Genomic DNA, 25997 nt, shown 5'->3' on the forward strand with positions numbered 1-25997 from the left:
ACAAGAAATTAAACCTTCCGAATGGTGGTATACGTGTGGTGTGTTTGGTATGATGGTACTACTGAAACTTAAGTACAGAAAGGAAACAACTGACGTTGAATGAACATGAAATGATCGAAAAAGCGATCCTTGTCGGCTGTCAACTGCCGCATATAACGGATGAACGCTTTCAATATTCTATGGAAGAATTAGCTTCCTTAACCAAAACAGCTGGCGGTGAAGCTGTCAGCATCATGACGCAAAAAAGAAATAGACAAGACAGCGCGACTTACATCGGGAAAGGGAAAGTGGAAGAGCTTGAAGTGCTTTGCGACGAGTTAGACTGTGACGTTATTATTTTTAACGACGAGCTTTCGCCTAGCCAGTTAAAAGCTTTGGCGACTGCCTTAGATGTGAAAATTATTGACCGTACGCAATTGATTCTAGACATCTTTGCCAAAAGAGCCCGTACAAGAGAGGGGAAGCTGCAAATAGAGCTTGCCCAGCTTCAGTATGCCTTGCCGAGACTGAGCGGACAAGGGATCAGCCTTTCAAGACAAGGAGGCGGAATTGGCGCAAGAGGTCCAGGTGAAACAAAACTTGAAACAGACAGACGTCATATTCGAAACCGCATACACGAAATTCACGGACAACTGTCTGCAGTCAAAGAACATCGCACGAGATACCGGGAACGACGGAAGAAAAATGGCGTATTCCAAATCGCTATTGTCGGGTACACAAATGCCGGGAAATCAACATTGTTTAACCAGTTAACAGAAGCGGAAAGCCATGAAGAAGATTTGCTGTTTGCCACACTTGACCCAATGACGCGTAAAATGACACTTGAATCTGGCTACAGTGTACTGATTTCCGATACAGTTGGTTTTATTCAAGACCTTCCAACCACACTGATTGCAGCATTTCGTTCCACTCTTGAAGAAGTAAAAGAAGCAGACTATTTGCTTCATGTGATCGATTCTTCGAATGAGGATTATGAAGGGCATGAACGAACGGTTCATAAGCTTTTAGAAGAATTAGAAGCTGACCGTATTCCGATGCTGACTGTCTATAACAAAAAAGACCAAATCCGGTCGGATTTTATCCCTTCCTCAAAGCAGCGCCACATTTTAATCAGTGCTAGGCGCGAGGAAGATGTGAAGCGGTTAAAAGCGGATATCATGGCTGAACTGAAAAAAGATTTTTTAAAGCCATATCATGTAAGAATTCCGGCATATGAAGGGAAACTCATATCTGCCTTAAAGTCAGAAACCTTGGTGGAATCACTGGAATTTCAAAAGGAAGCAGAGCTTTATGACATCACTGGATTTAGTGGTGAGGAGCAAACCGTATTAGGACAAATCAAGAAGTATATGTTGTAGGAAAGGAATTAAATCACGATGTTTCACACTTTAAAACATGGCACCATTTTAGAAAAAATAGCAGCAGAAGCAGAACAAGACATTTCACAAATACATCAGCAAATTGACCGAAAGAGTGAACAAAATGAGTGGCGGGTTCTTGAAAGCTACCGGAAACATAAAGTCAGTGACTCTCATTTTAACCCGACAACTGGTTATGGCTACGATGATATGGGAAGAGACACGTTAGAAAAGATCTATGCGGATGTATTTGGAGGGGAAAGCGCTCTTGTACGCCCGCAGATCATTTCTGGAACACATGCCATTTCCATCGCCTTATTCGGTGTGCTAAGACCTGGTGATGAATTGATCTACATGACGGGGAAACCTTACGATACCCTAGAAGAGATTGTCGGGATTCGCGGCAAAGAAGGGACAGGCTCATTAAAAGATTTTCAGATCGATTACAAAGCCATTGATTTGCGTCAAGATGGATCTGTCGATTTCGACAAAGTCAAAGAATCTATTTCCCCAAAAACAAAAGTCATCGGGATTCAGCGTTCTAAAGGTTATGCGTCAAGACCATCCTTTACAATAGAAGAAATTGAACAAATGATTTCATTTGTGAAAGACATCAATGAGGACATCATTGTGTTTGTTGACAACTGTTATGGTGAATTTACTGAATTACAAGAGCCGTGTCATGTGGGTGCAGACCTTATGGCAGGTTCGCTCATTAAAAACCCAGGCGGTGGCCTTGCCAAAACGGGCGGCTACATCGTCGGAAAAGAAAAATGGGTAGAAGCTTGCTCTTATCGAATGACATCTCCAGGCATCGGCAGTGAAGCGGGTGCATCGCTGTATGCGCTTCAGGAAATGTATCAAGGATTTTTCTTAGCACCGCATGTTGTTGCACAAAGTTTAAAAGGCGCCGTGTTTACAGCGCGTTTTCTTGAAAAACTCGGGTTCCAAACAAACCCGTCGTGGAATGCGAAAAGAACCGACTTGATTCAATCTGTAGAATTTGGAGACCCTAAAAAAATGATTGCATTTTGTCAGGCCATTCAATATGCATCACCGATTAACAGTCATGTCACACCTCATGCGAGCTATATGCCTGGATACGAGGACGATGTTATTATGGCAGCGGGCACATTTGTCCAAGGAGCCAGCATTGAATTATCAGCTGATGGTCCGATTAGACCGCCTTACACAGCCTATGTTCAGGGCGGTCTCACGTACGCCCATGTGAAAAATTCCATTTGCAGTGCTGTAGATGCCTTACTAGAGCAAGGTTTTATTGAAGTGCCTGCTCGATAAAAAAATCCATGTTAATATTCCTAACATTTCGTTGACACATAATATAACATGACATATAATAAATTTAAGCAAAGAGGAGGAGACAGTTGAGATGAGTGATAACATTCGCCGCTCAATGCCTTTATTCCCAATTGGGATTGTCATGCAGCTAACAGAATTATCTGCAAGACAAATTCGCTATTATGAGGAAAATGGTTTAGTATTTCCAGCTAGAAGTGATGGGAATCGCCGATTATTTTCTTTCCATGATGTTGATAAATTACTAGAAATCAAAAACCTCATCGAACAAGGTGTAAACATGGCAGGAATCAAAAAACTTTTTGCCAAAGCTGAGGCAGAAAATCCATCGTCTGAAACAAAGACAGAGGAGAAAACCACAGCGAAGCACAACTTGACAGATGATGAACTCAGGAAGCTACTGAAGAAGGAACTCATTCAGGCTGGACGTTTCCAACAAGGAACGACCTTTAGGCAGGGGGATATGTCAAGGTTCTTCCGTTAACCAATTAGCAAAAGCATTGCTATACACATTTTACCTTTTGTAGGGGAGGAGTTTTACGAAATGGCAAAGTACACAAGAGAAGATATCGTAAAATTAGTAAATGAGGAAAACGTAAAGTACATCCGTCTGCAATTTACAGACATTCTCGGAACAATTAAAAATGTTGAGATTCCTGTGAGCCAGTTAGAAAAAGCTCTCGATAACAAATGTATGTTTGATGGTTCATCTATTGAAGGGTTTGTACGTATCGAAGAATCAGATATGTACCTATATCCAGATCTAAACACGTTTGTTATTTTCCCTTGGACAGCAGAAAAAGGTAAAGTTGCACGCTTTATTTGTGACATTTATAAGCCAGACGGAACACCATTTGATGGAGACCCTCGTAACAACTTAAAGCGTATCTTAAAGGAAATGGAAGAACTAGGATTTAGTGATTTCAACCTTGGACCTGAGCCAGAATTCTTCTTATTTAAATTAGACGAAAAAGGCGAGCCAACGCTCGAACTAAACGATAAAGGTGGATACTTTGACCTTGCACCAACAGATTTAGGTGAAAACTGCCGCCGTGACATCGTGCTTGAGCTTGAAGAAATGGGCTTTGAAATTGAAGCATCTCACCACGAAGTAGCACCTGGTCAGCATGAAATTGATTTCAAATATGCAGGCGCCATCCGTTCTTGTGATGACATTCAAACGTTCAAGCTTGTTGTGAAAACAATCGCTAGAAAGCACGGTCTTCATGCGACATTCATGCCAAAACCATTGTTCGGTGTAAACGGATCTGGTATGCACTGTAACCTATCATTATTTAAAAATGGTAAAAACGCATTCTTTGATGAGAAAGCAGACTTACAATTAAGCGAGACGGCTAGACACTTTATCGCAGGTATTGTGAAGCACGCAACAAGCTTCACAGCGGTCACAAACCCGACGGTGAACTCTTACAAACGTCTTGTTCCTGGCTATGAAGCACCTTGCTACGTAGCATGGAGTGCACAAAACCGCAGCCCATTGATTCGTATTCCAGCATCACGCGGCATTAGCACACGTGTAGAAGTACGCAGTGTAGACCCATCTGCAAACCCATACCTTGCACTAAGTGTATTACTTGCAGCAGGTCTAGACGGAATCAAAAACAAACTAGACGCACCAGCGCCAATCGACAGAAACATCTATGTCATGGACAAAGAAGAGCGCCTTGAAAACGGCATCGCTGACTTACCTGCAACACTTGCAGAAGCACTTGAGCTGCTAAAGTCAAACGAAGTCATGATCAACGCACTAGGCGACCACTTATTCGAGCACTTCATCGAATCAAAAGAAATCGAATGGGATATGTTTAGAACTCAAGTACACCCATGGGAACGCGATCAGTATATGTCTCAGTATTAATCAAGAAACCCCTTGGAGCCATTGGCTTCAGGGGGTTTTTATTTAATTAGTTGGTCTTGTGATATTTTCATGCATATTTCACTTTTAATAATCGAAAGAGCCACTTCTTATGCAGAAGTGGCTCTATGTTATTTATGACTAAAATAACTCAAGGTACTATTAATAATTAAGGTGATCACAGATGCAATCAGTAAAGATATACTGATTGCACCCAGTCCTAAACCTTCCCAACTTCCTACGAAAAAACTTATTAATAATAAGATAATACTTATGATGATGAGAATCGATGGTATTCCATACTGTAAAGGTGCATTCTTTCTTTTAAAGATAAAAGAAACACCAAGTATAACAATCGTAATGATAACTGTTAGCAGCCAAAATGATGACATTTATTGACCTTCCTTCTTTAAAAAATATATGAAATTATTTTATTTCCTCATCCATTACTTTCTTATACTTTTCAAATTCAGCATCTTTCATTTCACCGTTCATTTGTAATAAAAAGTTTCCTTTTGAATAGGTGTGAGAGAAGAACATAGATCCAGCATTGCCTAACTCATCATAATAGGATTTCGCCTGCTGTAAATCAGTTTCATTTCCGAATTTAAAAATCCTTCCACCAGCATTCTCACCTAAGGAAGGAATAAGAATTCTTTTTCCTTCTTCTCTTATATTTCCAAACTCTTTTTGTTTAAGATCAGATGGTTTTTCTGCTTCAAGCCCAGCACCTTTAAAAGCTTCAATAATATTGGCTGTCGTGAGCTGTTTTTCATTTGATGCTGCGCTACTGCAAGCTGTTAGCATCATTAAACAAATAAAAATGAATATAGATAATTTCTTCATATTGGATCCTCCTGATTTTTAGGTGCAAAGGAAATTTTACATGAAATACCTTCTTTTTACTATCGTTTCGACAAAAATAGACATTGTGAATGACTAAGTAACAAATATTCTTCTTTTATTTTGCCTAAATTGTCAAATATACTCATCAAGGTGGTATACTTATGTGCATATTTTACTAGGAGGCATCACCTTGAAATCATTTTGGGAAATAGACGAGGAAGGTTACTATACGTTAAAAAAGATCAACGAAGCAGAAATAGCTAAGGCTGAAAAGAAACTTGGTATCACTTTGCCAGATACATATAAAAAGTTCATATTAGAACAGAATGGTGGTTATACCATTCATAATGCTTTTCCAACCACTCACTCTAATTCATGGGCTGAGGATCATATTCAATTTAATCACCTGATGGGAATTGCTGCAGGTGAAGGAATTATGGATAGTGCCTATTTAATAAAAGAGTGGGAGCTGCCAGAAGGGCTTGTTTTGATCAACGGGGATGGCCATACTTGGGTAGCGATGGATTATCGAAAAACGAAAGAGAATCCTGCAATTCATTATTTTGATGTTGAGATGGAAGAAGACTTTAAGTTAGCAGATTCCTTTGATGAATTCATTGAGGGGCTTTATACAGCTGAGTACACTGTTGTTGAGGAAGCAGCAGAGGGTGAATACGAAGAAGAAGAGGAGGAATATATAACTAAAGCAGAACTTGAAGCGATCTTAGAGAAAGAAGCAGCTAATCCAGCCGATATTCATCAAATTACTAAATATCCGTTACAAGATTTAGAAGAAGTAGAGTGGTTCTTTAAAAGAATAAAAAGTTACATTGAATCTGTTAAAGATGAAGACGTTCTTTTTGAAGTAGCTAGAAGCATTGAAACAATCCTTATATTAAGAGTATATACAATGCCAAGTAACGATATTATAAAAAAGACATTATTTGAAATTGTAGACATTTTTGAAAAAACTAAAATTCCTCAGATAACTGTAACAGCTGGAAATTTCGCTGTTAATATTGATTTTTTAGATTAAGGCAAAATTAGAGCATGTAGAGTATACTGTATAGGTTGAATTTTCAAAGAGTGAATGAGAACGGATGTTTTATTATCTGTTTTGATTTCATTATAATATAATTTAGATTGACCCCTTCATGAACCTGGCTGAAACTCAGTCAGGTCTTTTTATATCAATTTCAAAACAATATTTTGTGAATTTCTTTTTAAAAAATGAAGGTGGTCAATAAAAGAAATAAGTATCAAGTCCTTTCTGGCTACTCTCTCTTTTAACCAACTCTTATAATTGCATACCATTCAATTATTATCATATTTGCGGGATACCGAAAATTTCTATTATGAGCAGATTCACTTTACATATGTTGTAAAATGCGTGTTAGAATTATACTAGGGATTTGTTTAGAAGGGGGTAAAGGAATGTCAGGATTAATTGCCTCTCAGGAGGTAGGGAACATGTTAAACACTTGGAATCTTGCGATACAAAAAGGGGATTTATCGGCAGCTATAGAAATGCAAGATGACATAGACAGGGCAATTGATTTAATGGAAGAAAATCAAGATATTCTTTTGTACTATCAACTTTTGAGCTTTAGGCTTAAGCTGAAACTTCAGAATATTAGCAGAAATTTAGATAAGCCATTCTTTCAGCGGAATGCTCCAGACGAAAAAGAAGAAAAAACAAATAAACTCATGTCATATTACTTCTACTTTTATAATGGGATCTATCATGACTACTTGCAAGATTATGATAAGGCATTAAGTTACTTCAGAATAGCTGAAAAAAAGTTGGCTTATGTTGATGATGAAATAGAAAAAGCTGAATTTCATTATAAAATCGCAGTTCTATTTTATGATTTGAAAATGACCTTTTTATCAAAATATCATGCACAAATTGCGTGTGACACATTTAATGCGCATGAAACATATATCAAAAGACAGATTAACTGTAGGATGCTACATGCGTTAAACTTAATTGATCAATTTGAATATGATAAAGCAAGAGCTCTTTTTAGTGAAGCTGAGAATATGATCGAAAGTATTAATGACAATCATTTAATCATTCATCTATATTACAATATGGGTTTTCTAGAAAGCAAAAAAGAAAATTTAGAAGAAGCATCAGCACTATTTAGGCGCACGTTGAGTTATAAAGAGATCGAAAATCAAGATTTATTGAAGATGAGATGTTTATATGAACTTTCTAGAATAGAAATCTCCAGTAAAAGTAATGACGCGATTGAATGGATTGATCTAGGCATTTCTTTATCAGAACAAGTCAACCATAACGTTTTTCAAATAAAATTTAAATTGTTAAAAGAACTATTGTATGAAAAAAATCAATCTCAATTGAACAATATAAACAATCTGTGTTTAGAGCTTGAAGAGAAAAGAGTATGGGTTGATTTAGAGGAGATTCTGGTTGATGTGGCGAAATATTTAGAGGGGAGAGGCTTGCTGAAACAGTCATTAAATTACTATAAAAGAGCCTTACTCGCAAGCCAGTATGTAGGAAAAGGAGTGAATTAATTGAAGAAGTCGGTTTTTATTACATTTTCACTAGCTGTGGTAGCTCTAGGTACACTTTTCTTTACAAACGGTTTGACTCAACCTCTACATGAAGATGTCCAAACAGTTGCATCAAGAGGTAGCTCTGGAGGTTAATTGGTTAAAAAACGATAAAGTGGATTAAAGTGTCAGGCTCCTTATGGTATAAAAGAATATGCCATAAAGGAGTCTTTTTTATATGAAAATATTAGGTGCTCCATTTGCTTTGATGGCAGCGTATAGAGATTCTAAAAAAACAAATGAATTTATTTGCTTTTTGAAGAGGGAAATTTCAGTGTCCGTTAGAGGAACTCTGGGTATTACCCAATTTCACTGTATATATTTATGCGAGAGCTGTATAAAGCATGGGATTCTGAAAAACCGAAAAAAATTTATGAAGAAAGAGAAGAAAACAATTTGAGGTAAAAACAAATATAGTACATACTTTCAATTTTGTTACTTAAATCCTAATTATGGAACTGACTGTAGAATGTTAAGACTGATTGTTTTATAATTTCACGGTAACATAACGTAATTAAAAGTATAAAACGTAAGTGAAAGTATATCGGGGGATTTGGATGATAAAAAAAGAAGTTTTTCAAATAGTTTTGTTTACAGTCCTTTTGTCTATTTTTCTTTATCAAGGTGTACAAAGAGATTTTCCTTTTGAATATCTGATTACCTTAGTTGTGTGCTATGTTGCTGTGATAGTTTATAGAATTATAAAAGTAATGAAATATAAAAAGGAGCAAAGTACAGTTAAGTAGTTTGAGCTATTTTTGTTTGCGATGTCCGCAATCACTATTGGGATCAGACGTTTGAGGTCATGGCTCTTTGGCATGTTGACATTAAGAATTATATAATGAACTAAATTTAACTTCGGAGGTGCTTTTATATGTCTATTCAAGTGGATGATGATGATGTTTTAGAGATGTGTAATATATATGCTCAAGAAACTCATCACAGAGAAGCATTGATTTTAGGAAACAGGAAGGGTCTATTGGAATTAAAAAATGCGATAGATCAGGCTTTGAAAAACGGCAGTGCTGTTGCAAATTTATACCCATCTGATTTTGAAGGGTATGAAACTTGTATTGCTCTAGTGGATGATGAAAAGCAGTTTGAGAAATTAATTACTCCTTATGTAGAGGAATATACACAAGATGATGATGCAATTGATCCAATTGATATTATTAAAGACTACCATTCCAAAAAAGAAAAACCCTTATAATAGGGGTTTTTCTTTTTTTTGTAGAGTATAGTTTCACCTTTTTTAGCTTTGTGTTTACTTGGAGTAAGGGATGGAGAAAGTTCTTTCTTCACATGTAGGTGTGAAAATAAATGAATGGTAAACAGAATATTACAGGGTGGCATTACAAGCCCAAGTGATTTGAGATGCAAAATATTAATAAGTGTCTTAATGATTGCTATCATAATTTGATGAAGTTGTGATGGAGTTTGAACGTGAAAGTAATCTATGTGAGTACTGCCTACCGAAGTGTAGACTATAAGAGCAACTTTGCTAAATCATTTTTGAAAGGTCTTAAAAAATATGATATCGTTGAGAAAAAATTGTTGGGGGGATGTATATGAAAAGCACATTATACATGTTGTTAGGAGCCATCATTCTAACATATTTTACTTTGATTTTACCTTTTTCAAAAATATACAACAGTGGACTGTTTGAAGTATTGTCTTTTTGGTTAATTCTAATCTTTGTATTTTCTTATAATAATAAAAACCATACTTGAGATATTTACGGTTTTTTCTTTATATGGTAGTGTGTGGGCGGAGGTGTTTGGGATGAAAATCAGGTTCATACTCATTTTACTAGCTTTCGTATTCTCATTGACAATGTTTGGGGGTATTTCAAGTGCAAAAAGTAAGGAAACTAAAGATAATACTAGCCAAGAACATTCAGTCAAACTTGAAGTTGTCAAGTCTACTACATATTATAATTCACTAGATGGAGAACGAATTGAATATAATTCTGAGAATGAAAAGCGGATTGCAAAAACAAAATTAGAGGACATAAAGAAGTATAAAAAGCTCACAGGAAAAAGTATTTCATACGAAGATGTAGGGTTGAAAGATAATGGTGATTTAGGAGAATCTGATAAAATACATACCTTATCATCTTTACCGCCAACCGATCCGGCAACAAATAGCAAACTGCTTATTTCTCAACAAGTTTTTTATAAAGGTACATCTGGAACTAATTATAAATATCAATATCATTCTTATGCCGAATGGTTTAAAAAGCCTGTTAACCATAAGAAAGATGCGTTTGCAGTAGCTTGGGATACATCTGCAGTCCCTTTATCAGGTACTTTTGAGGGGTATTGGCAGCAACAAAAGGCCGTTGCTGACGGTAAAGGTGGTCTCACACATGTAACAGAAGATAAACAACTATCAGCTGATACAGACTCATACAAAAATTATGGTCATGGAGTTATTCTTTCACCTGGCTATGGAGATACTCAATTTATAACAATGGATAGAGATGTACTCGTTCCAAAGTCTAAAAAAGGAGATCCTGCAAATATTATCACAAAATATCATCACACTTATGCAACAATAAATGGTATTTCCATTAGTGTTGGCCCAGCTTCAATAAGTTTTAGAGATAGTTGGGGAGATGATTTAGTTACAGAATATAGCTTTGTATATGGAGATAGATAAGAGAAGAGTGAAGCCCTTCTCTTTATTAGGATTCCTTATTAATCCCTATTGATAACAGCATCTCATTCAATGAATATGTTCAAATCCTTCAAAATTGGTTAAAAAACGATAAAGTGGATTAAAGTGTAAGACTCCTTATGGTATTCTAGTAAAAGAATATGCCATAAAGGAGTCTTTTTTATATGAAAATATTAGATGCTCCATCTTTACTATCAGCTGTAGAACAGAGATCAAAGGCCTATCATGAGCTTCAAGAAGAAATGAAACTTGTGAAAAAAGCATTAAAAAGTGTGTCGGGGTTAGGTGATGAATTTACTGGAAAAGGTGCAGACAATATCAAATCTTTTTATGAGGATCTTGCGCTGTACACAGACGCTTATCTTGATTTTATCGATATGCAAAAGGCTTTTTTAGATGGAGTCAAAGGAAAGCTTGATGATGAATCATTAGGCGGGAGTACTTTTATTGATGAGCACTTTTTAGACACTCAATTGAAACAAGGGATTCAGAACAATAAAGATATGGTCAAAGAACAAAAAGAGGCTCTTTCCACTATTTTTGACGATATCAGTGATTTAATTGAATTACATATTTTTTCAAGTAAAGAGGTCAATGAACATTTAGATGATGCGAACAAAAAAAGAAAAGAGACCATTGAAGTTTTACATCAAATAGACAATGATTTAAAAACGGAATACGCAAAGTCAGAAGCGGTTGAGAACCACCTCAACACTTTTTATGCAAAGATGATGGCTGCTACTGGAAAAGGAAAGAATGCTCAGCCAATGTATTATGATGCAAAAGCATTTCATAAGACAGACGTGTACAAGAACCATGATCAGATTGATGCTCAAGTGAAAGCCTATTTAAAGGTGAAAAAAGATGAAAAAGAAAAACGAAGAATCAAAGAATTGAAAGAAAAGCTCAATGATCCTTCGTGTCTATCAGAAGCGAAGTACTTTGAGATTGTAGATGAGATCGGTTATGAGAATCTCACATATGATCAAAAAATGTATTACAGCCAGCTTCTCCAAATCAAAGCACAGGAAGAAGCATCAGAGGTATTCGTTGATAGTGTAAAAGGTGCTGCAGTGGGTCTATATGATGTGGCAAAAGATACAGTAGTTGGTATCTACGATCTTGTGACAGATCCTGAAGGTGCCGTTGAATCGGTCGTAACGGCTGTTTCTCATCCAATTGAAACGTCGAAAGCGATTGGAAAGTCGATTTCAGACTCATTCCAAAAAGAGGTCATAGATGGTGATGCGTATTCACGGTCACACTGGTTTGCCTATGCGACTGGTTCTCTTGCAGAAATTGTCTTTGGTTCTAAAGGTGCAGGAGCCATCACAAAAACAGGGACAACAGCGGCCAAAACAACAGTGAAGAAAGGCCTTGAACAAGGAGCAAAATCATTAGATAGAGTCTCTATTCCTGGTCTATTGCCATATTCACCAAAGTTTCAAATGGCTGGTGGACCGAAGCTCCCATACAATGTATTTGACGGAGAAAATCTCAAAAATAAACTCCTCTCTATGGCAAAGCGACTAGATAACAATTCAGGATACGGTATCTCTAAGACAGGCAGACGATTACCAGCACCCAAATCACCACCGACCGTTGTCACTTACGGAGATCACTATGTGCGGTGGAAACGCAAAAAGGTATTAAAACCGAATGTCGTTTATTCAACAAAGCAAGGTTACACCTACACAACAGATCACTACGGACGAATTGTCAAAGTCGAAGCAAATGATTTAAAATATGGAGAGATCAAAAGAAATCAATACGCTCAATCTAATTCAGGTAAGCCGGATCGATTGCTAGATGATGATGGTGGTCATTTAATTGCGTCTATTTTTAAAGGGTCTGGAGATATTGATAATCTGGTGCCGATGAGTTCACAGATTAATCGGAGTGGTGGGAAATGGTACACTATGGAACAGGAATGGTTGGCAGCCTTGAGGAAAGATCCCTCTAAACATGTAGAGGTCAGTATTCGACCTATCTATAAGGGTGATTCATTTAGACCTGATAAGTTCGTAGTACAATATAAAATTGGTGAAAAATTCGAACAACGTGAGACTATTAAGAATCAACCTGGAGGTTAAAGAAAATGGAATCTATAGAACGCTATTACAAAAAGATAGCAGAAACAATTAATGAAATAATCCCATGTGATTGGGGTAAAGTTTGGATGTATGCAGAAATACTTGATGATTCAGCCGGAATTAATTTTTATTTTACTGAAACTAATAATGAAGAACGTATTTATGGGCATCACATTCCTGAGAGATATAGTGTAAGTGACTATGTTTACGACCATTTATTAGTCGAACTCAGTGAAGACTTTGAAGAATTGAAAAAGGAATATATAAAAAATGGTTTAGGTACTTGGACAACAGCTACTCTGGAGCTGGAGAGATCGGGGAGATTCTCAATTGATTATGGATACGAAGATATTCTCAATACAGGGCTTTATGGTATTCAGAGAAGAGAGGTTTGGGAATATAAAACTTTTGGAATTCTACCTGAAGATGAGGAAGATAAAGAAGCAGTGCTGAATTATATTAAAAATAAAGAAGAAAACAACTAATACATTACACACCATTAATTTGGAGGATTTTTGTACCAATATTTACATCAAGCTCATAAAACGCATTAATAAAGAACGTTTGTACTTTATTAATTTAATCAGCGAACACAATGTTGCTTTCATAATTCTACGGCTGCATTAAAAATGCCCATTCTGACTCCTCAGTAAAATAACCTTAATCTTTTCAATGATGCTGTAGTCGTAAGTAAGGGTCATAATCGACTTTTGTTGATCATGTGTGTTTACTGTTTTAGGAACAGGGTTTATTCAATGACAATTTTTTGAAAAAATCTCCATCGTATTTCTTTAAAAAACTGATCGAAACACGACTATGATCGACCGAAATACAACATCCAAAAGATTATAGGCAGAATTAAACAGACCTTGCAGGGTCTGTTTTTTATGGGATCGGATTGGGAACCAACCTTTTCAGTTTTCATCAGTTGATGTAGTTCACCTGATAGGGAAGGAGTCGCTGAATCGAGCCATTCGAAAACATCATTGAAACTTTGGCGTAGCTTTGGTTTTGGTCATATAGGTTCATTTCATTTTTTAATTAATACAGAACCAAAATCCACCGATAGAATGTTACTGTAAGACATATTTCATATATTCTTTATATTATTTTTAATATGCATTGGGATCAATCGATTGTGATCAAGACAATCAAGATAGGAACGTCACGAAACTTACAGTGTGTGTGGCAAGTTGTATGAAAAAAGAATCTAAATGTAAAGACCTAGCTGCCGATATTAATAAATTTCCAGTCAGCCAAATACATTGAATTAAAAATTAATTCAAATTGTCTAGAAAAATGTTCAGAATGTATTTATTTAGACAATATTACATCGCCGTAGACTAAGAAAAAGACCGAATAAAAAATTAAAGTAGGAGATACTAAAAAAAAAGGAGATGACAAAATGCTTGTAGATGGGGTTTTTGAAGGCGGAGGAGTAAGAGGAATTGCTCATATAGGTGGGGCACAAGCTATTGAAGAAAATGGATATCGATGGAACCGTCTTGCAGGTACGTCTGCTGGTTCTATAATTGCAACTTTATTAGCTTGTGGATACTCTAGTTCAGAAATAAAAGAAGTCATGGAGAGTTTAGATTACAAAAGATTTATGAAGGGAAGTTGGATTGACAAAGTCCCTCTAATAGGGAAAGGTTTAAATCTCTTTTTAAATGAAGGCTTATATGACAATAGCTATGAAGAAGAATGGCTTGATGACCTGTTGAAACAAAAAGGGATTCGAAATTTTGATGACATTGAAGAAGATAAATTAAAAATTATTATTTCTGATATTTCAAATGGTAGAATGGTTACTATCCCAGATGATCTAGTGAGATATGGAGAATCGAGTAAATTTTCTATAGCTAAGGCTGTTAGAATGAGCAGTACAATTCCTTTCTTTTTTCGACCAGTAAAATGGAAAGTAAAAAACCAAAAGACCTTTTACTACATAGTAGATGGTGGGATTCTAAGTAATTTTCCAATTTGGATATTTGATTCTAAAAAAACACCTAAATGGCCCACGTTTGGATTTCGGTTAATTAAAGAAGAGATAACCCCCATTCCAATCAAGAAATTTGGTCTGATTGGTATGTATAAATCTATTTTTAAAACAATGATGCAAGCACATGACTTGTATTACTTAGATAAAGAAACTGAAGTAAGGACTATTAAAATTCCAACTGGAACGATTACAAGTACTGACTTTCATTTAAATGAAGAAGAAAAAGCATGGCTTTTTCAGTCTGGTTATAAAGCTGCTACGGACTTTTTAAAAACGTGGGACTTTGAAAGTTATATTGAAAATTTCAGAAGTGAACCTTGAGGAGAATTGATATTTCTTTTGTATATTGTTGCATTGATAAATTTGTAACGAATGTTCAGCTTCTATTGTAGTTTAGAATTGTTGTTGTTTAACGGGATTGTGATTTCGGATGTTTTATTATATAAATACAATCACAACGGGGTTTAGCAATTTTAGATGAGGATAACATCATACCGACTCAATTGGAAAGAACCGAACGGTATTGATTGTATAAAAATACACATAATAATCAGAATATTTTATTTTGACAACGACAGACGATAAAATAAATTCACAATGGTTCAATGCCTTAATAACCGACTTAGGATTAGATCCTCAACAATTTCAAATAGCACAAGGTTCTATTTCTATAGAAAGAGTTACATCACAAGAAATATGGCGTTTGGCGTTTCTTTAATACAGTACCTTCCGTTTCAATAAATAGTAACTATCAACCGGGAAGCCATTACATTCTCTGATCAGTATCGAAATGTTATTAACAACTTGGAATTACAAACTGATAATGATATGAAAAAATTACTTAAAGATAAATTTATAAGTTGGGAAGCATACAGAGATAAAGAAACTACAGATTCAAAAATTGAGGAATATACTATAGATGGAAAACAAGATTATTCAAAGTTTGAATTAATCAAGTTCCAAAGTGGGCAGTAAAAATAGTTGAATTCAAGTATTTGAGACTGGTTCAGCAATTCAAAGACAAAAAGATATTGTAGCGGAGGCAATTGCTAAGTGGAAATCTGCACAAGGTGACTATGTCTATACTGCCATAGCTGATACACTTCAAAACAGATTAGACATGAGTAGTAAAAAATCCTTACAATTGAACAGTGAAGCAAAAAGTGAGAATGTAATAAATACATGGGCGAAAGGTGTAGTCGATATTTCTGCTGGTTTTTTCATATTAAAAGATTCTTCGATGCAAAAGTTTTCAGATGCAATTGACGGAAACAGTATTCGAATTCAAGCTGATTTTAATCAATTTGTAATGTTGCCAGGAGAACCCTTTCGTTTAAAGGATGGTAAATTACCAGAACTTAAGGAGTATTACCCTTGGTTTGAGCCAGCTGCTCTAAAGTTAGCCAAAGAAAATAACAATAATAAGGTTTGGAAACGCTCCTCTCCTTCCTGGGAGAGTATGTTTGGAACCAACGGTAGCCTTAATCACTTAATTGCTGGATTAGTTGTGGTTGATGGTATACATCTGACCATAAAACTGAATGCTGACATACCTAAAGAGGAACGAGATGAATTTGCGGCATTAGTAAAAGAAGGATCATATCCATTGTTTTGTGCTGAAGGTCAAGGTGGATGGGTAAACAATTTTCAACTAATTTTATATATATGTCTGAATAATGGAAAAAATAATAATTTAAGCATTGAATACATGCTGGCTCAACCATCAAATTCTATTTAGAAGATAAACTAATTCCAAAAAAGGTCTCTAAAAAGTACGTAATCAACTTTTTAGGGACCTTTTTTTATTTAAAGTATCTTTTTTATGTCTCATTCTTAATTAACTTAACAGGGGCGTACGAATATTTTGGATATTCAATAGGGGATAAAACATTTCCCGCCAAATAGAAAAACCATTTCGAATTAATAATTAAATCAAGAAACGATGACAATCATCACCTTTTTTAACCCCTTAGATCGAGGGGTTTTTTGTTTAGATAAATATCAAAATTAAATATTTTTAAAAAATTTTAACAATTTTAACAATTTTGCATCTTCATTTTTTTTTGTATATACGCAACGTTTTAAGAGAAGAGTATGAGAAGAGAAGGGTTATAGTTGATGGCCGGCAAGGGAATTCCACTTCAAATTGTAAAACTTCTCGAAAAGAAAAGGAGGGAAATTTTCGTAAAGACAAACATCGCAAAAAATGAATTATTTCAAAAAAAAATGTGGAGGTTTTAAAAATGTCAGCAACCGAAGATAAAATGAAGGACTTAAATCAGCAGTGGTATCACGCAGTTGTAACAGGGTTAGATGTTGATCCTGAAACATTTCAGTTAGCACAAGGTTCGACTTCTTTAGGAGGGTATACTTCTCAAGAAATTTGGGATTTTCTAGATGTAATACCTCCCGCTACTGTTAATAATTACTATCAACCTGGTGGTCTTAACAGGTTCTCAAATGTATATGGAGGGGTTATCAACAATCTAAACTCCCAAACTGACGATGCTATGAAAAAATTGTTGAAAGACAAGTATGTGAAATGGACTCAATATCGACAAGATGAATCTAAAGATCCGAAGTCTGGTGAGTATAAAGAAGACTATTCTGATTTCCAATTAGTGAAATTCAGTAAATGGGCGAGGAATAACGTTGATAAAGATATACAGACAAGCGGGGAAACAATATTAAAACAAGTAGATATCGTTTCCGTCGCAGTAGACAAGTGGTTTAGCGCAAATGGAAAATATGCCTACACTGCTACTGCAAACAGCCTTCAAGCTAGCTTAAATGCAGGTGTAAGTAAATCAATCCAAATGGACAGTGAAACAGAAAGTACAAGTACATCAAATACTTGGGCAAAAGGCTCAATGGAGATTTCTCAGGGTTTCTTTTCAACAAAGGTCTCTGCAGATTGGGAAAAATTAACAAATTCAATCGATAAAGAAAGTATCCAAATTAAAGCAGATTTTAAGCAGTTTACAGTATTACCTGCATCACCTCTTAGCACGAATGCTGGTTTAATTGAAGAGCTTCAGGATTATTCTCCTTGGTATGAGTCTGAGGCACTCCTGTTGGCAAAAAATCACAATGATAAAAAAGTATGGAGGGATAGAGTTCCTTCCTGGAGTGACGTATTCGGAAGTAACGGTAGTCTTAAACGAGTAATTACTGGTCTAGCCTTTGTTGATGGAATTTCTATCACTTTAAAGCTAAAAGTGGACATTGAAGACAAACATAAGGACGAGTTTGCTGCATCCATTAAAGGTGGATACTTCCCATTTTTTTCTGCAGAAGGTGAAGGTGGATGGGTCCACGAGACAAACTTTAAAGACAACGGTGAAGTGACAATTACATCAACTAGTCAATTAGGAAATCCAAATATAATTGGATTTATTGTAAAGCCATTTGATGAGGTATACAGTTGAATTAAAATGTCTATTTCAAAAAAGATAGAAGAATTAATCTATTCTTTGGGTTCTTTTACAGCCTATATGAAAGCGTGAAAAAATGATCATTATAAGGAGGATTTAAGTATGTATTTTATTAATGGTGGTTCTTCAATCCAACATTGGGATGTTAATGGAGATAAATTTGATTTAGCAGTTTCTGGTGATAAAATGTGCGAGGTAAATGCTAATGATCAAATAGATATTAAAGTTACAGCAGGTAGAGGGATTCCATACCGTGCTCGTCTTCGTAGGATGAACAATAATTGGGTGGTAGCACGGGCAAACGATTCAATTCAATTTAGGATTTTAGGAGGAAATGATGTAATTGTAACTTGCACGGGTCTTTAGAATTCTATCACTATGGTATTAAAACATGTAAAAGCACTGGTTCATACTGGTGCTTTTTATTTTGGTTTTTGGAGTTATTTAAAAGAATGGTGGTGTATTTTAAGCGGTACTTGTTGTTCCAGTAAATGTCTTTTTGTTCACTGTAACAGAAGTATTAATAGCTATACTTGAGGGCTACTATCAATTCAAGTATCTTAAAAAGATGAGTGAATCCTTTCGTAACTCCAGTTAGTTCAAGTTTAGATACTGGCATCATTCATTCATGGTAGAGAAACCTAACAAGCCCAACCCGGTCGGTATACAGATAAGAGGTGTGAAAAAGCCGCCGGGAGGTGTCTGAATGTCTGGGTAGATTGTGTTTTTGTATCCTGTATTTACATTTTTATAAGAACCTCTTCTCCTTTATCTAAACCGATAAACCGTCACATCACAATCACTAAGTACCTCTTCCATCATCTCTTCAACAATCATCCAATCGCCGCCAGCCAATCCGCAGCCGATCCCGTATGGAATGGCGATGGACGTTTGGTTTTTCTCTTCAGGTGATTGTGTCACTGTATCCTTTAGGTGTTGAAAGCAGCTGCGTAAGGCATCGTAGTCTGTTTGCTGTCTTGTTCTTCCGTATCCAGCTTGGGCAAATAAGTTGGCAACTGTTTTTCCATCTTTTGTTGTAATGAGTTGAATGGAGCTTAACAAGTTAACTCCATGTTCTGTACATAACTGTTTATAATCTTTGAACACATTCGGATATTTGCTTTTGATCTGTTTTGCTAATCCAGCTCCCATGACTCCTTTACAGTTCACCTGGTGACAAATGATGTCTTCGCTTGCCTCTAAAATGTTGCCATCGACCGTTTTGATCATATGATGTAACCCCTTTTTGATAAAATGCAAACTTATGTTCTATTATAACAGTTGCCATCATGTTATTTAATAGCCAAAATGCTTTTGATGGGTTTATTTGAAGACACTTCAACATGATCTGATTGTCAAAGTTGATACATGTCGTCTAGAATATAGAGAGGCTGCAAACTCGAAATCAAGTAGAAACAGTGAGGGGTACATATGAATCAATTAGAAACGAATCGTTTAATTCTTAGACCGTTTTGCGATGAAGATGCTGCAGGGATGCTTGAGTACTTGTCTAATCCAAGAGTGAACTGTTTTCTTGATGATCGAATCTCTACATTAGAGGAAGCTGCCGCTAAGGTGCAAAAGAGAAAAGAAAACCAATCATATATAGCGGTTTGTTTGAAAGAAAGCGGGCAGGTGATCGGTGAGTTGTTTCATTTAAAAGAGGAGCCTGATACGTTTTCAATCGGCTGGAATTTTAATGTAGCATATGAAGGGAAGGGATATGCACGAGAGAGTGCTGAAGCATTTTTGTCCTATTTATTTGTAGAAAAGGCAGCAAGGCGGCTGTATGCCTATGTAGAGGATGATAATGTCCGTTCACAGGCATTATGTGAGCGATTAGGCATGCGCAAAGAAGGTCTTTTTCTTGAATTTATTTCATTTACAAATCATGAAGACGGCACACCTAAATATGAAAACACGTATCAATATGCTTTGCTAAAAAAGGAGTGGGTGCAACATCACTCTCGTTAGATAAGTTAGTACACGATGTTCAGGTGACAGCAGAGTGACAAACATGTCATATGATTCCATGGTTTGTTCGTTCGATCGATGGAGGCAGACATCTCATTTTAATTATCCTTATCATAAATGAAGTAAAAAGGGATGAAATGAGATGCGGGGATTTAATGAAGGTTTATTTAGATGGGTGAATCAGCTCAGTATCGATCATGTTTACATGAATCCGATATTTATTGGACTAGCTGAATATACAGTGCTGCTGGCAGCGCTCTTGTGTCTGTTCATATGGTTTCAAAATCGCAGCAGGTACAATAGGGCGATGGTTTTATCTGCCGGACTGACCTTCATATTGGCAGAGTTACTTGGGAAAGTCGCTGGGCTCTTTTATTCCAATCAACAGCCCTTTGCAGAATTGAATCAAGTCAATCTTTTAATCGAAAAGGAAGTGAACAACTCTTTTCCGAGTGATCACACCATTTTTATTTTTTCCATTTGTATAGTCTTTTGGCTTTTCCACAAGCGTCGTATTTATTGGCTTTTCATTGCCTGCGCTGTAGGCTTTTCAAGGATTTGGGTAGGTGTTCATTATCCATTTGATGTGTTGGTAGGTGCTATGATCGCCTGTTTAACGGCGGTAACCGTTGTTTATTTGCCGCTATTCCAAAAGGGCGTTAGCCTGCTTCTGTCGTGCTATGAATGGGTGGAGCAGAAATGGGCAGGAGAGAGAACCAAATAGAATGTAAATCCCACGAAAAAACACCCCAATCTGTTATGACATCAGATCGGGGTGTTTATTACTTTCGCCAAAATGTAGTACAATCTGCTTTGTCTTCAATGTTAAATTCGATGATTTTTTTTAGCAGAGGATAGTCAATCGGTAAGCTTTCTTTCATCCGAAACATCTTTTTTCCATGGTCATAACCAGCTTGTACAATATCTGCTGAAAAGTGATCAATCCCTTTTCCTTCTGGTGCGACAGAAATGTGGTGTTTTGCGACGCTAAATCCGATAATAAATGTGCCATGATCTGTGAACATGGGCTGATTCCAAGCAATTCTTGGCTCTAATTGAGGGAATGTGTCTGAAATCCATTGTAAGATGTCTTGCATGCGCTGTTTCAGCTCTGGATGACCGATATTGCTTACATATTCTTCAAAAACCTGCATTGTTTTCACCCTCCATATTCATCAAGCCTCAGACGGGATTCGAACCCGCACTCCTTTCGTAAGCATAGGCTAGGGGGCAACACGCTTCCCTACGGAATTTCACCGACAGGAGTTTCACCTGTCTCAGCTCATTTGCTTTTCGGTGCTTCTGAAACCCTTGCCTTGCGACCCGCTAGCTACAATTGTTTTACGGCGCTCTTCCCTTCTAGAGCTACTGAGGCACGGAAAGTTCTTGTTCATATTATATAGAGAAACTTGAAAAATGAAAAGCTATGCTCATCATCTAATCCAATCGCACAAAATAGTCAAAGGCACATATGATAAAAGACCATATAGTTATGTATACAGCATGGAATTGGGCTGATTGTAAGTGACAAACCTGTTGATGAGTAAACTAAAAGAGATAAACAATCAAACAAAATTAGAAGGCTTTACTCACAAACGTTCGATGAGTTCTCCCTTTTTGCTCACCATGGAAGATGGGGAACCTTTTTACTCATGGGTGTTTTTTGAAAGAAGTGTGTTTAAGACTTGCTATTTTTCTTTGAGTTCTATCAATGAAAAGCAGAATTGTGTGGTGTTGGAACTTCTTGTACCGTGTTGCAATAGATCAACATGCTGTCAAAAAGTTTTGTATCGATCCAGTTCGAAAATTCTTGTAGATCTTTCTTTTTTATGTGGAATCATTGAAGTAGAGCTTCCTGTATATGATGCGCTTATTTTAAAAAACATAGAATCTCACCACATCTTTCTTTGTTTTTCCACAACGCCCAGTTCGGTGGAAGTATGGCGGAATGGAACAAAATTTCTCAATACGGCAACTGTTGTGTTGCATCATCAAGATCATCAGGATGTACCAGTCGCAATTAGGATTCACACTGGTACATTTTGTTATGATCTTCTTGTCCAAAAAGGAGAAAGTCGTGCGATTACTGTGAAAGATGTGAAATTTATCTTGAAATCTCCATCAACTGAAAATGTGCAAGCACGATTAGACATGCAAATCAACATGGTGCAAAGAAGAAAAATAAAGCTTTGAAGCTGTGATAATCGCACAATCATCCAATATCAATGGATCATAGTCTATCAAGACTAGGTTGAAGGAGGGTTAAAATGGCTATTTTAGGCGGATGTAGTAATGAACAAGCGGGCTTTGTAAATGATGCAGTATGCTTCACACTTGATTTAGCAGCAGCAGCTGATGCAGTTGTCGTCTGGACAGATGGAACACCTTATGTCATAAACGGAACCATCATGGTGGAAAACAATGGGATTGTGGCTGTAGCACCTACTGTGGCTTTAGAGGTAAACGGTACAGCTGTTCCTGATTTCACGGTACCTCCAGGAGAGAGTCGATCCATTACGCTCAGTGATCTGAACTCGATTGGGATTTTAGCTACTGGTGGAACCTCGACTGGAAGTATTGTCGTTTCGTTTTCTCTCAATTATCAGTATTAGTGTGTATGTCTTGAAGATTCCACAGTTTGAAAGTAGTGAGAGACATGTGCGCCCAACTTAATATGTGTGGAGGAATAACCGGCCCGACTGGAGCCACAGGTCCAACGGGAGTAACTGGCGCAACAGGGACAACTGGAGCCACGGGTTCAACAGGAGTAACTGGTCCAACTGGAGCCACGGGTTCAACAGGAGTAACTGGCCCAACTGGAGCCACAGGTCCAACCGGTGCAACGGGCACAACTGGAGTCACAGGTCCAACCGGTGCAACGGGTCCAACTGGAGCCACAGGTCCAACGGGAGTAACTGGCGCAACAGGGACAACTGGAGCCACGGGTTCAACAGGAGTAACCGGTGCAACTGGAGCCACGGGTTCAACAGGAGTAACTGGTCCAACTGGAGCCACGGGTTCAACAGGAGTAACTGGCCCAACGGGAGCCACAGGTCCAACCGGTGCAACGGGCACAACTGGAGTCACAGGTCCAACCGGTGCAACGGGAGTAACTGGCGCAACAGGGACAACTGGAGCCACGGGTTCAACAGGAGTAACCGGCGCAACCGGCTCGACGGGTCCAACGGGAGCCACAGGTTCAACAGGAGTAACTGGCCCAACGGGAGCCACAGGCACAACTGGTGCCACAGGTTCAACAGGAGTAACCGGTGCAACTGGAGCCACAGGTCCAACGGGAGTAACTGGCTCAACCGGAGCAACAGGTGACACAGGTCCAACCGGTACTAGTTTAACAACTAACTCGATGTACGCATCCAATACGTCGGGAAGTACGGTGCTGGTTGTTTTAGGCGGAACGGCAGTGACGCTGCCTAATAACCAAAGTTTAGATGGATTTACCGTAAGTGGTGGTAATACGGTGTTTACTGTACCTGTTTCAGGGCGGTATTTTATCACGTATCAAGTAAATACAAGCGCTGCACTTCTGGCAGGAACAAGGGTGATTAACAACGGAACACCCATAGCAGGGTCTATTTTAACACCTGCTTTATCTACATCTACCTACAATGTATCTCTCATTACAACACTTGCAGCAGGGAATCAAATTTCTCTTCAAATATTCGGTTTAGTCGCAACCGTAGTATTACTTGGCGGGGGATCTGTTGGAGCGGCATTAACCATTATCAGATTGGAATAAATCCAAAAAGCCCAATAAGGGCTTTTTTTCAATTCAACCGTGTCCTTTAATAGAAAAAAGACGGAATTTTTAGTGTATACATCATTGACTAGGAGAAAGAAACGCAATAACAAAGGAATCGGTTATTGAAGATTCAAGTGATTCATATTAAAATGATGTCAAATGGACGAATTAGCAATTGCTAATAGAAGTTCCATATTTAGTGAAATCATGTGGTGTAGCTGAAGGTGATTGGGGGTGTAGAATGAGCAAAGTTCCTGTGGCGGAATTGGCATCACTATTAAATGACTGGAACATGGAAATCAAAAAAGATCATGCAGATGAGGCAGAACGGCTATTTGCTAAAGCGAAACAGGCAGTAGAGGAAATTGATGATGCTGACATCCTCATGTATTATTCTCTTCTAGAGAAAAGGCATCATATTCTGATGTACAATTTAAGAGGGCAAAAGGGCAATGTTTCAACGAAAAGTATAGAAGGCCATTATGGGAAAAAAGATGATGATTTGTCTAATCGCCTTGCTTATTATTTTGATTTTTATGAGGGTGTGTATGAACAGCATCAGGGGAATTATGAGGTTGCATTACAGATGTATCAAAGTGCGGAAAAGCTCTTAGATAAAATTCCAAGTGAAATCGAACGCGCTGATTTTGATTTTAAGGTCGCGTGGCTTTACTATCGCCTGAGTCATATTATGCTTTCATTAAGTTATATTCGTAGGGCTCTACACGTCTATAAGCGTCACAAGCACTATGAAAGAAGAACTGCACTTTCATATTCTCTTATTGCAGCCAACCTTACAGAGATTGGCAGGTACGAAGAAGCGCTTGAGAATTATCGTTTAGCGGAAGAGGTGTTGACTAGCGAACAGGATGATTTTATGCTGGCTCAGCACCACCATAATGTGGCCATTTTATATTCATTTTGGAATAAACCGAAAGAATCTATACGACATCTTGAAAAAGCATTGTCTCATCAAGAGTATTATGATTCAGATTTCTTTTTCCATTCTACGTATCTGATCAGCCGGGAACTCTGTGTGATTGGTGAAAAGCAGCGTGCAAGCCAGTATATAGAGGCTGCATATGCCCGAATGAAAGAAGCTTCTCATGAAGTGTTTCAGCTCAAAATAGGCATCGTACATGATCTTTACTTAACGAATGTACCACAAAGATTTCAGCAAATTAATGAGAAATTAAGAAAGTTAGAAGAAAAGAATGAATATCATGAAGTGAAAGAGCTTTCTCACTTTGCTGCAAAGTATTGTGAAAAGCAAGCACTTTATGAGCAGTCTGTTTTTTACTTGAATAAAAGTTTAGAAGCGGATTTACATATGAAAAGAATGGGGTTGATATAAGATGAAAACAGGATTAAAAGTATTATTCGTTGTAGGGTTAGCGGTCGCTGCGGCTGTTTTAACTGAAAATGTAGCGGGTTCTTTCGAAGTAGCAGAAAAAATCATTGGTGGTTAATCACTCAATCATATCTCGCCCTTGTTGATGATGATCAGCAAGGGTTTTTTATATGGGTGAAAATAGGCTCTTCTTATTAAACGCTGCAAGAACGTTTAATAAGAAGAATTCGCAACAAAGGGGGTGTGCAAATTTGTTACCTGCTCCATTATTCTAAATAAACATTGGGCAGAGCAACAAGTTAAAAAGGTCACCTTTCTTTGCTTAATTTAATTTTTTGCAGGACTTTTCATTCAAATTTCATCAAATTGGTCTATTGTACATAGAAATTGTTACAAAAGAGGGAACACCGCTCCATTTGTCACGCATATGATGAGATGAGGTGTAAGTTGAAGGCAGGTGATTGTATGGATTCACGGGTGTATGGAGGCTTTCATGGCGGCGGTTTTAGCGGCGGAGCAGTGGGACCTCATATTGGCTTTGGCGGGTATTATGTGAGCCCTGGCGTGTTTTCGGGCTTAGGAGGTTACCCTGGATATGGGGGGTTCGGGACGTTTTCTGGATATTCTCCATATGGCTCCACATTCATTATGGGGCGTCCTCCTGGTTTTTATGTAAGAAGTTATTAATGTTTCATCACAGTGATTGAAATAGCCATCTAAGATT

At 37.3% G+C, this 25997-nt stretch carries 27 protein-coding genes; 23 read left to right on the forward strand and 4 right to left on the reverse strand.

The window, feature by feature from the left end:
• The first annotated feature begins 95 nt into the window (after positions 1-95).
• The 4 genes from hflX (at position 96) to glnA (ending at position 4554) form a co-directional block, all read left to right on the forward strand.
• On the forward strand, positions 96-1358 hold the full coding sequence (gene hflX, locus MKY11_RS08780) for a GTPase HflX (protein ID WP_342502041.1): 1263 nt from the start codon (positions 96-98) through the stop codon (positions 1356-1358).
• An 18-nt stretch (positions 1359-1376) separates the two neighbouring features.
• Positions 1377-2657, forward strand: a complete 1281-nt coding sequence (locus MKY11_RS08785) for an aminotransferase class I/II-fold pyridoxal phosphate-dependent enzyme (protein WP_342502042.1) — start codon at positions 1377-1379, stop codon at positions 2655-2657.
• A 91-nt stretch (positions 2658-2748) separates the two neighbouring features.
• On the forward strand, positions 2749-3159 hold the full coding sequence (locus tag MKY11_RS08790) for a MerR family transcriptional regulator (RefSeq protein ID WP_007499423.1): 411 nt from the start codon (positions 2749-2751) through the stop codon (positions 3157-3159).
• A 60-nt stretch (positions 3160-3219) separates the two neighbouring features.
• Positions 3220-4554, forward strand: a complete 1335-nt coding sequence (gene glnA, locus MKY11_RS08795) for a type I glutamate--ammonia ligase (RefSeq protein WP_007499421.1) — start codon at positions 3220-3222, stop codon at positions 4552-4554.
• 128 nt (positions 4555-4682) lie between these two features.
• On the opposite strand, the gene MKY11_RS08800 is transcribed toward glnA, so the two are convergent.
• Together MKY11_RS08800 and MKY11_RS08805 are read right to left on the reverse strand one after the other, a co-directional pair.
• Positions 4683-4943, reverse strand: a complete 261-nt coding sequence (locus MKY11_RS08800; RefSeq protein ID WP_342502043.1) for a YesK family protein — start codon at positions 4941-4943, stop codon at positions 4683-4685.
• A gap of 34 nt (positions 4944-4977) precedes the next feature.
• Complete coding sequence (locus MKY11_RS08805) at positions 4978-5397, reverse strand: stress protein (protein ID WP_342502044.1); 420 nt, start codon at positions 5395-5397, stop codon at positions 4978-4980.
• 190 nt (positions 5398-5587) lie between these two features.
• On the opposite strand from MKY11_RS08805, the gene MKY11_RS08810 reads away from it, so the two are divergent.
• The 12 genes from MKY11_RS08810 (at position 5588) to MKY11_RS08865 (ending at position 18554) form a co-directional block, all read left to right on the forward strand.
• Complete coding sequence (locus MKY11_RS08810) at positions 5588-6433, forward strand: SMI1/KNR4 family protein (protein ID WP_342502045.1); 846 nt, start codon at positions 5588-5590, stop codon at positions 6431-6433.
• Between the two features lie 398 nt (positions 6434-6831).
• A complete protein-coding gene (locus tag MKY11_RS08815; protein ID WP_039166523.1) occupies positions 6832-7941 on the forward strand; it encodes a RapH N-terminal domain-containing protein in 1110 nt (369 codons plus the stop codon).
• Complete coding sequence (locus MKY11_RS08820) at positions 7942-8076, forward strand: hypothetical protein (RefSeq protein ID WP_259254329.1); 135 nt, start codon at positions 7942-7944, stop codon at positions 8074-8076.
• An 82-nt stretch (positions 8077-8158) separates the two neighbouring features.
• On the forward strand, positions 8159-8380 hold the full coding sequence (locus tag MKY11_RS08825; RefSeq protein ID WP_342502046.1) for a hypothetical protein: 222 nt from the start codon (positions 8159-8161) through the stop codon (positions 8378-8380).
• A 474-nt stretch (positions 8381-8854) separates the two neighbouring features.
• Positions 8855-9190: a hypothetical protein gene (locus MKY11_RS08830; protein WP_282747222.1), complete on the forward strand. Its 336-nt coding sequence runs from the start codon at positions 8855-8857 to the stop codon at positions 9188-9190.
• Positions 9191-9762: 572 nt separating this feature from the next.
• Positions 9763-10641, forward strand: a complete 879-nt coding sequence (locus tag MKY11_RS08835; RefSeq protein ID WP_342502047.1) for a hypothetical protein — start codon at positions 9763-9765, stop codon at positions 10639-10641.
• 182 nt (positions 10642-10823) lie between these two features.
• Complete coding sequence (locus MKY11_RS08840) at positions 10824-12752, forward strand: T7SS effector LXG polymorphic toxin (RefSeq protein ID WP_342502048.1); 1929 nt, start codon at positions 10824-10826, stop codon at positions 12750-12752.
• A 5-nt stretch (positions 12753-12757) separates the two neighbouring features.
• A complete protein-coding gene (locus tag MKY11_RS08845; RefSeq protein ID WP_342502049.1) occupies positions 12758-13237 on the forward strand; it encodes an immunity protein YezG family protein in 480 nt (159 codons plus the stop codon).
• Between the two features lie 920 nt (positions 13238-14157).
• Positions 14158-15075 carry a patatin-like phospholipase family protein gene (locus tag MKY11_RS08850; protein ID WP_342502050.1) on the forward strand — a complete coding sequence of 306 codons (918 nt, stop codon included), beginning with the start codon at positions 14158-14160 and terminating at the stop codon, positions 15073-15075.
• A 799-nt stretch (positions 15076-15874) separates the two neighbouring features.
• On the forward strand, positions 15875-16492 hold the full coding sequence (locus MKY11_RS08855; protein WP_342502051.1) for a hypothetical protein: 618 nt from the start codon (positions 15875-15877) through the stop codon (positions 16490-16492).
• 505 nt (positions 16493-16997) lie between these two features.
• On the forward strand, positions 16998-18182 hold the full coding sequence (locus tag MKY11_RS08860; RefSeq protein ID WP_342502052.1) for a hypothetical protein: 1185 nt from the start codon (positions 16998-17000) through the stop codon (positions 18180-18182).
• A gap of 108 nt (positions 18183-18290) precedes the next feature.
• Positions 18291-18554: a hypothetical protein gene (locus MKY11_RS08865; protein ID WP_342502053.1), complete on the forward strand. Its 264-nt coding sequence runs from the start codon at positions 18291-18293 to the stop codon at positions 18552-18554.
• 402 nt (positions 18555-18956) lie between these two features.
• On the opposite strand, the gene MKY11_RS08870 is transcribed toward MKY11_RS08865, so the two are convergent.
• Positions 18957-19418 (reverse strand): macro domain-containing protein, encoded by a 462-nt coding sequence (locus MKY11_RS08870; RefSeq protein ID WP_342502054.1) that lies wholly within the window; start codon positions 19416-19418, stop codon positions 18957-18959.
• A gap of 201 nt (positions 19419-19619) precedes the next feature.
• Here MKY11_RS08870 and MKY11_RS08875 point away from each other — a divergent pair, with 201 nt between their 5' ends.
• Together MKY11_RS08875 and MKY11_RS08880 are read left to right on the forward strand one after the other, a co-directional pair.
• Positions 19620-20162: a GNAT family N-acetyltransferase gene (locus tag MKY11_RS08875; protein WP_342502055.1), complete on the forward strand. Its 543-nt coding sequence runs from the start codon at positions 19620-19622 to the stop codon at positions 20160-20162.
• A 142-nt stretch (positions 20163-20304) separates the two neighbouring features.
• Positions 20305-20886, forward strand: coding sequence for an undecaprenyl-diphosphatase (locus tag MKY11_RS08880; protein ID WP_342502056.1), 582 nt, complete (start codon positions 20305-20307; stop codon positions 20884-20886).
• A gap of 58 nt (positions 20887-20944) precedes the next feature.
• Here the strand turns inward: MKY11_RS08880 and MKY11_RS08885 are convergent, their stop codons facing one another.
• Positions 20945-21316 (reverse strand): iron chaperone, encoded by a 372-nt coding sequence (locus MKY11_RS08885; protein ID WP_017357912.1) that lies wholly within the window; start codon positions 21314-21316, stop codon positions 20945-20947.
• 385 nt (positions 21317-21701) lie between these two features.
• Here MKY11_RS08885 and MKY11_RS08890 point away from each other — a divergent pair, with 385 nt between their 5' ends.
• From MKY11_RS08890 to MKY11_RS08910, 5 genes are all read left to right on the forward strand, one after another.
• Positions 21702-22355, forward strand: coding sequence for a CotZ-related putative spore coat protein (locus MKY11_RS08890; RefSeq protein ID WP_024720419.1), 654 nt, complete (start codon positions 21702-21704; stop codon positions 22353-22355).
• A 74-nt stretch (positions 22356-22429) separates the two neighbouring features.
• Entirely contained in the window at positions 22430-22774 is a 345-nt protein-coding gene (locus tag MKY11_RS08895; protein WP_008343952.1) for an S-Ena type endospore appendage, read from the forward strand.
• 44 nt (positions 22775-22818) lie between these two features.
• Entirely contained in the window at positions 22819-23919 is a 1101-nt protein-coding gene (locus MKY11_RS08900) for a collagen-like protein (protein WP_342502057.1), read from the forward strand.
• 244 nt (positions 23920-24163) lie between these two features.
• Entirely contained in the window at positions 24164-25276 is a 1113-nt protein-coding gene (locus MKY11_RS08905; protein WP_056703282.1) for a tetratricopeptide repeat protein, read from the forward strand.
• Between the two features lie 462 nt (positions 25277-25738).
• Entirely contained in the window at positions 25739-25960 is a 222-nt protein-coding gene (locus tag MKY11_RS08910; RefSeq protein ID WP_024719106.1) for a hypothetical protein, read from the forward strand.
• Positions 25961-25997: the final 37 nt, after the last annotated feature.

The sequence above is a fragment of the Bacillus sp. FSL W7-1085 genome, assembly GCF_038595035.1.
In the GTDB taxonomy this organism is placed as follows: domain Bacteria; phylum Bacillota; class Bacilli; order Bacillales; family Bacillaceae; genus Bacillus; species Bacillus altitudinis.

Excerpts from the sequence above, each read along its gene's own strand:
- MKY11_RS08910 (WP_024719106.1), top strand. The coding sequence starts at position 25,739 with ATGGATTCACGGGTGTATGGAGGCTTTCATGGCGGCGGTTTTAGCGGC.
- MKY11_RS08815 (WP_039166523.1), top strand. The coding sequence starts at position 6,832 with ATGTCAGGATTAATTGCCTCTCAGGAGGTAGGGAACATGTTAAACACT.
- MKY11_RS08860 (WP_342502052.1), top strand. The coding sequence starts at position 16,998 with ATGTCAGCAACCGAAGATAAAATGAAGGACTTAAATCAGCAGTGGTAT.
- MKY11_RS08835 (WP_342502047.1), top strand. The coding sequence starts at position 9,763 with ATGAAAATCAGGTTCATACTCATTTTACTAGCTTTCGTATTCTCATTG.
- MKY11_RS08855 (WP_342502051.1), top strand. The coding sequence starts at position 15,875 with ATGAGTAGTAAAAAATCCTTACAATTGAACAGTGAAGCAAAAAGTGAG.
- MKY11_RS08840 (WP_342502048.1), top strand. The coding sequence starts at position 10,824 with ATGAAAATATTAGATGCTCCATCTTTACTATCAGCTGTAGAACAGAGA.
- MKY11_RS08865 (WP_342502053.1), top strand. The coding sequence starts at position 18,291 with ATGTATTTTATTAATGGTGGTTCTTCAATCCAACATTGGGATGTTAAT.
- MKY11_RS08830 (WP_282747222.1), top strand. The coding sequence starts at position 8,855 with ATGTCTATTCAAGTGGATGATGATGATGTTTTAGAGATGTGTAATATA.
- MKY11_RS08790 (WP_007499423.1), top strand. The coding sequence starts at position 2,749 with ATGAGTGATAACATTCGCCGCTCAATGCCTTTATTCCCAATTGGGATT.
- MKY11_RS08805 (WP_342502044.1), bottom strand. The coding sequence starts at position 5,397 with ATGAAGAAATTATCTATATTCATTTTTATTTGTTTAATGATGCTAACA.
- MKY11_RS08905 (WP_056703282.1), top strand. The coding sequence starts at position 24,164 with ATGAGCAAAGTTCCTGTGGCGGAATTGGCATCACTATTAAATGACTGG.
- MKY11_RS08850 (WP_342502050.1), top strand. The coding sequence starts at position 14,158 with ATGCTTGTAGATGGGGTTTTTGAAGGCGGAGGAGTAAGAGGAATTGCT.
- MKY11_RS08900 (WP_342502057.1), top strand. The coding sequence starts at position 22,819 with ATGTGCGCCCAACTTAATATGTGTGGAGGAATAACCGGCCCGACTGGA.
- MKY11_RS08825 (WP_342502046.1), top strand. The coding sequence starts at position 8,159 with ATGAAAATATTAGGTGCTCCATTTGCTTTGATGGCAGCGTATAGAGAT.
- MKY11_RS08875 (WP_342502055.1), top strand. The coding sequence starts at position 19,620 with ATGAATCAATTAGAAACGAATCGTTTAATTCTTAGACCGTTTTGCGAT.
- glnA (WP_007499421.1), top strand. The coding sequence starts at position 3,220 with ATGGCAAAGTACACAAGAGAAGATATCGTAAAATTAGTAAATGAGGAA.
- MKY11_RS08885 (WP_017357912.1), bottom strand. The coding sequence starts at position 21,316 with ATGCAGGTTTTTGAAGAATATGTAAGCAATATCGGTCATCCAGAGCTG.
- MKY11_RS08785 (WP_342502042.1), top strand. The coding sequence starts at position 1,377 with ATGTTTCACACTTTAAAACATGGCACCATTTTAGAAAAAATAGCAGCA.
- MKY11_RS08890 (WP_024720419.1), top strand. The coding sequence starts at position 21,702 with ATGAGTAAACTAAAAGAGATAAACAATCAAACAAAATTAGAAGGCTTT.
- MKY11_RS08870 (WP_342502054.1), bottom strand. The coding sequence starts at position 19,418 with ATGATCAAAACGGTCGATGGCAACATTTTAGAGGCAAGCGAAGACATC.
- MKY11_RS08800 (WP_342502043.1), bottom strand. The coding sequence starts at position 4,943 with ATGTCATCATTTTGGCTGCTAACAGTTATCATTACGATTGTTATACTT.
- MKY11_RS08880 (WP_342502056.1), top strand. The coding sequence starts at position 20,305 with ATGCGGGGATTTAATGAAGGTTTATTTAGATGGGTGAATCAGCTCAGT.
- MKY11_RS08845 (WP_342502049.1), top strand. The coding sequence starts at position 12,758 with ATGGAATCTATAGAACGCTATTACAAAAAGATAGCAGAAACAATTAAT.
- MKY11_RS08895 (WP_008343952.1), top strand. The coding sequence starts at position 22,430 with ATGGCTATTTTAGGCGGATGTAGTAATGAACAAGCGGGCTTTGTAAAT.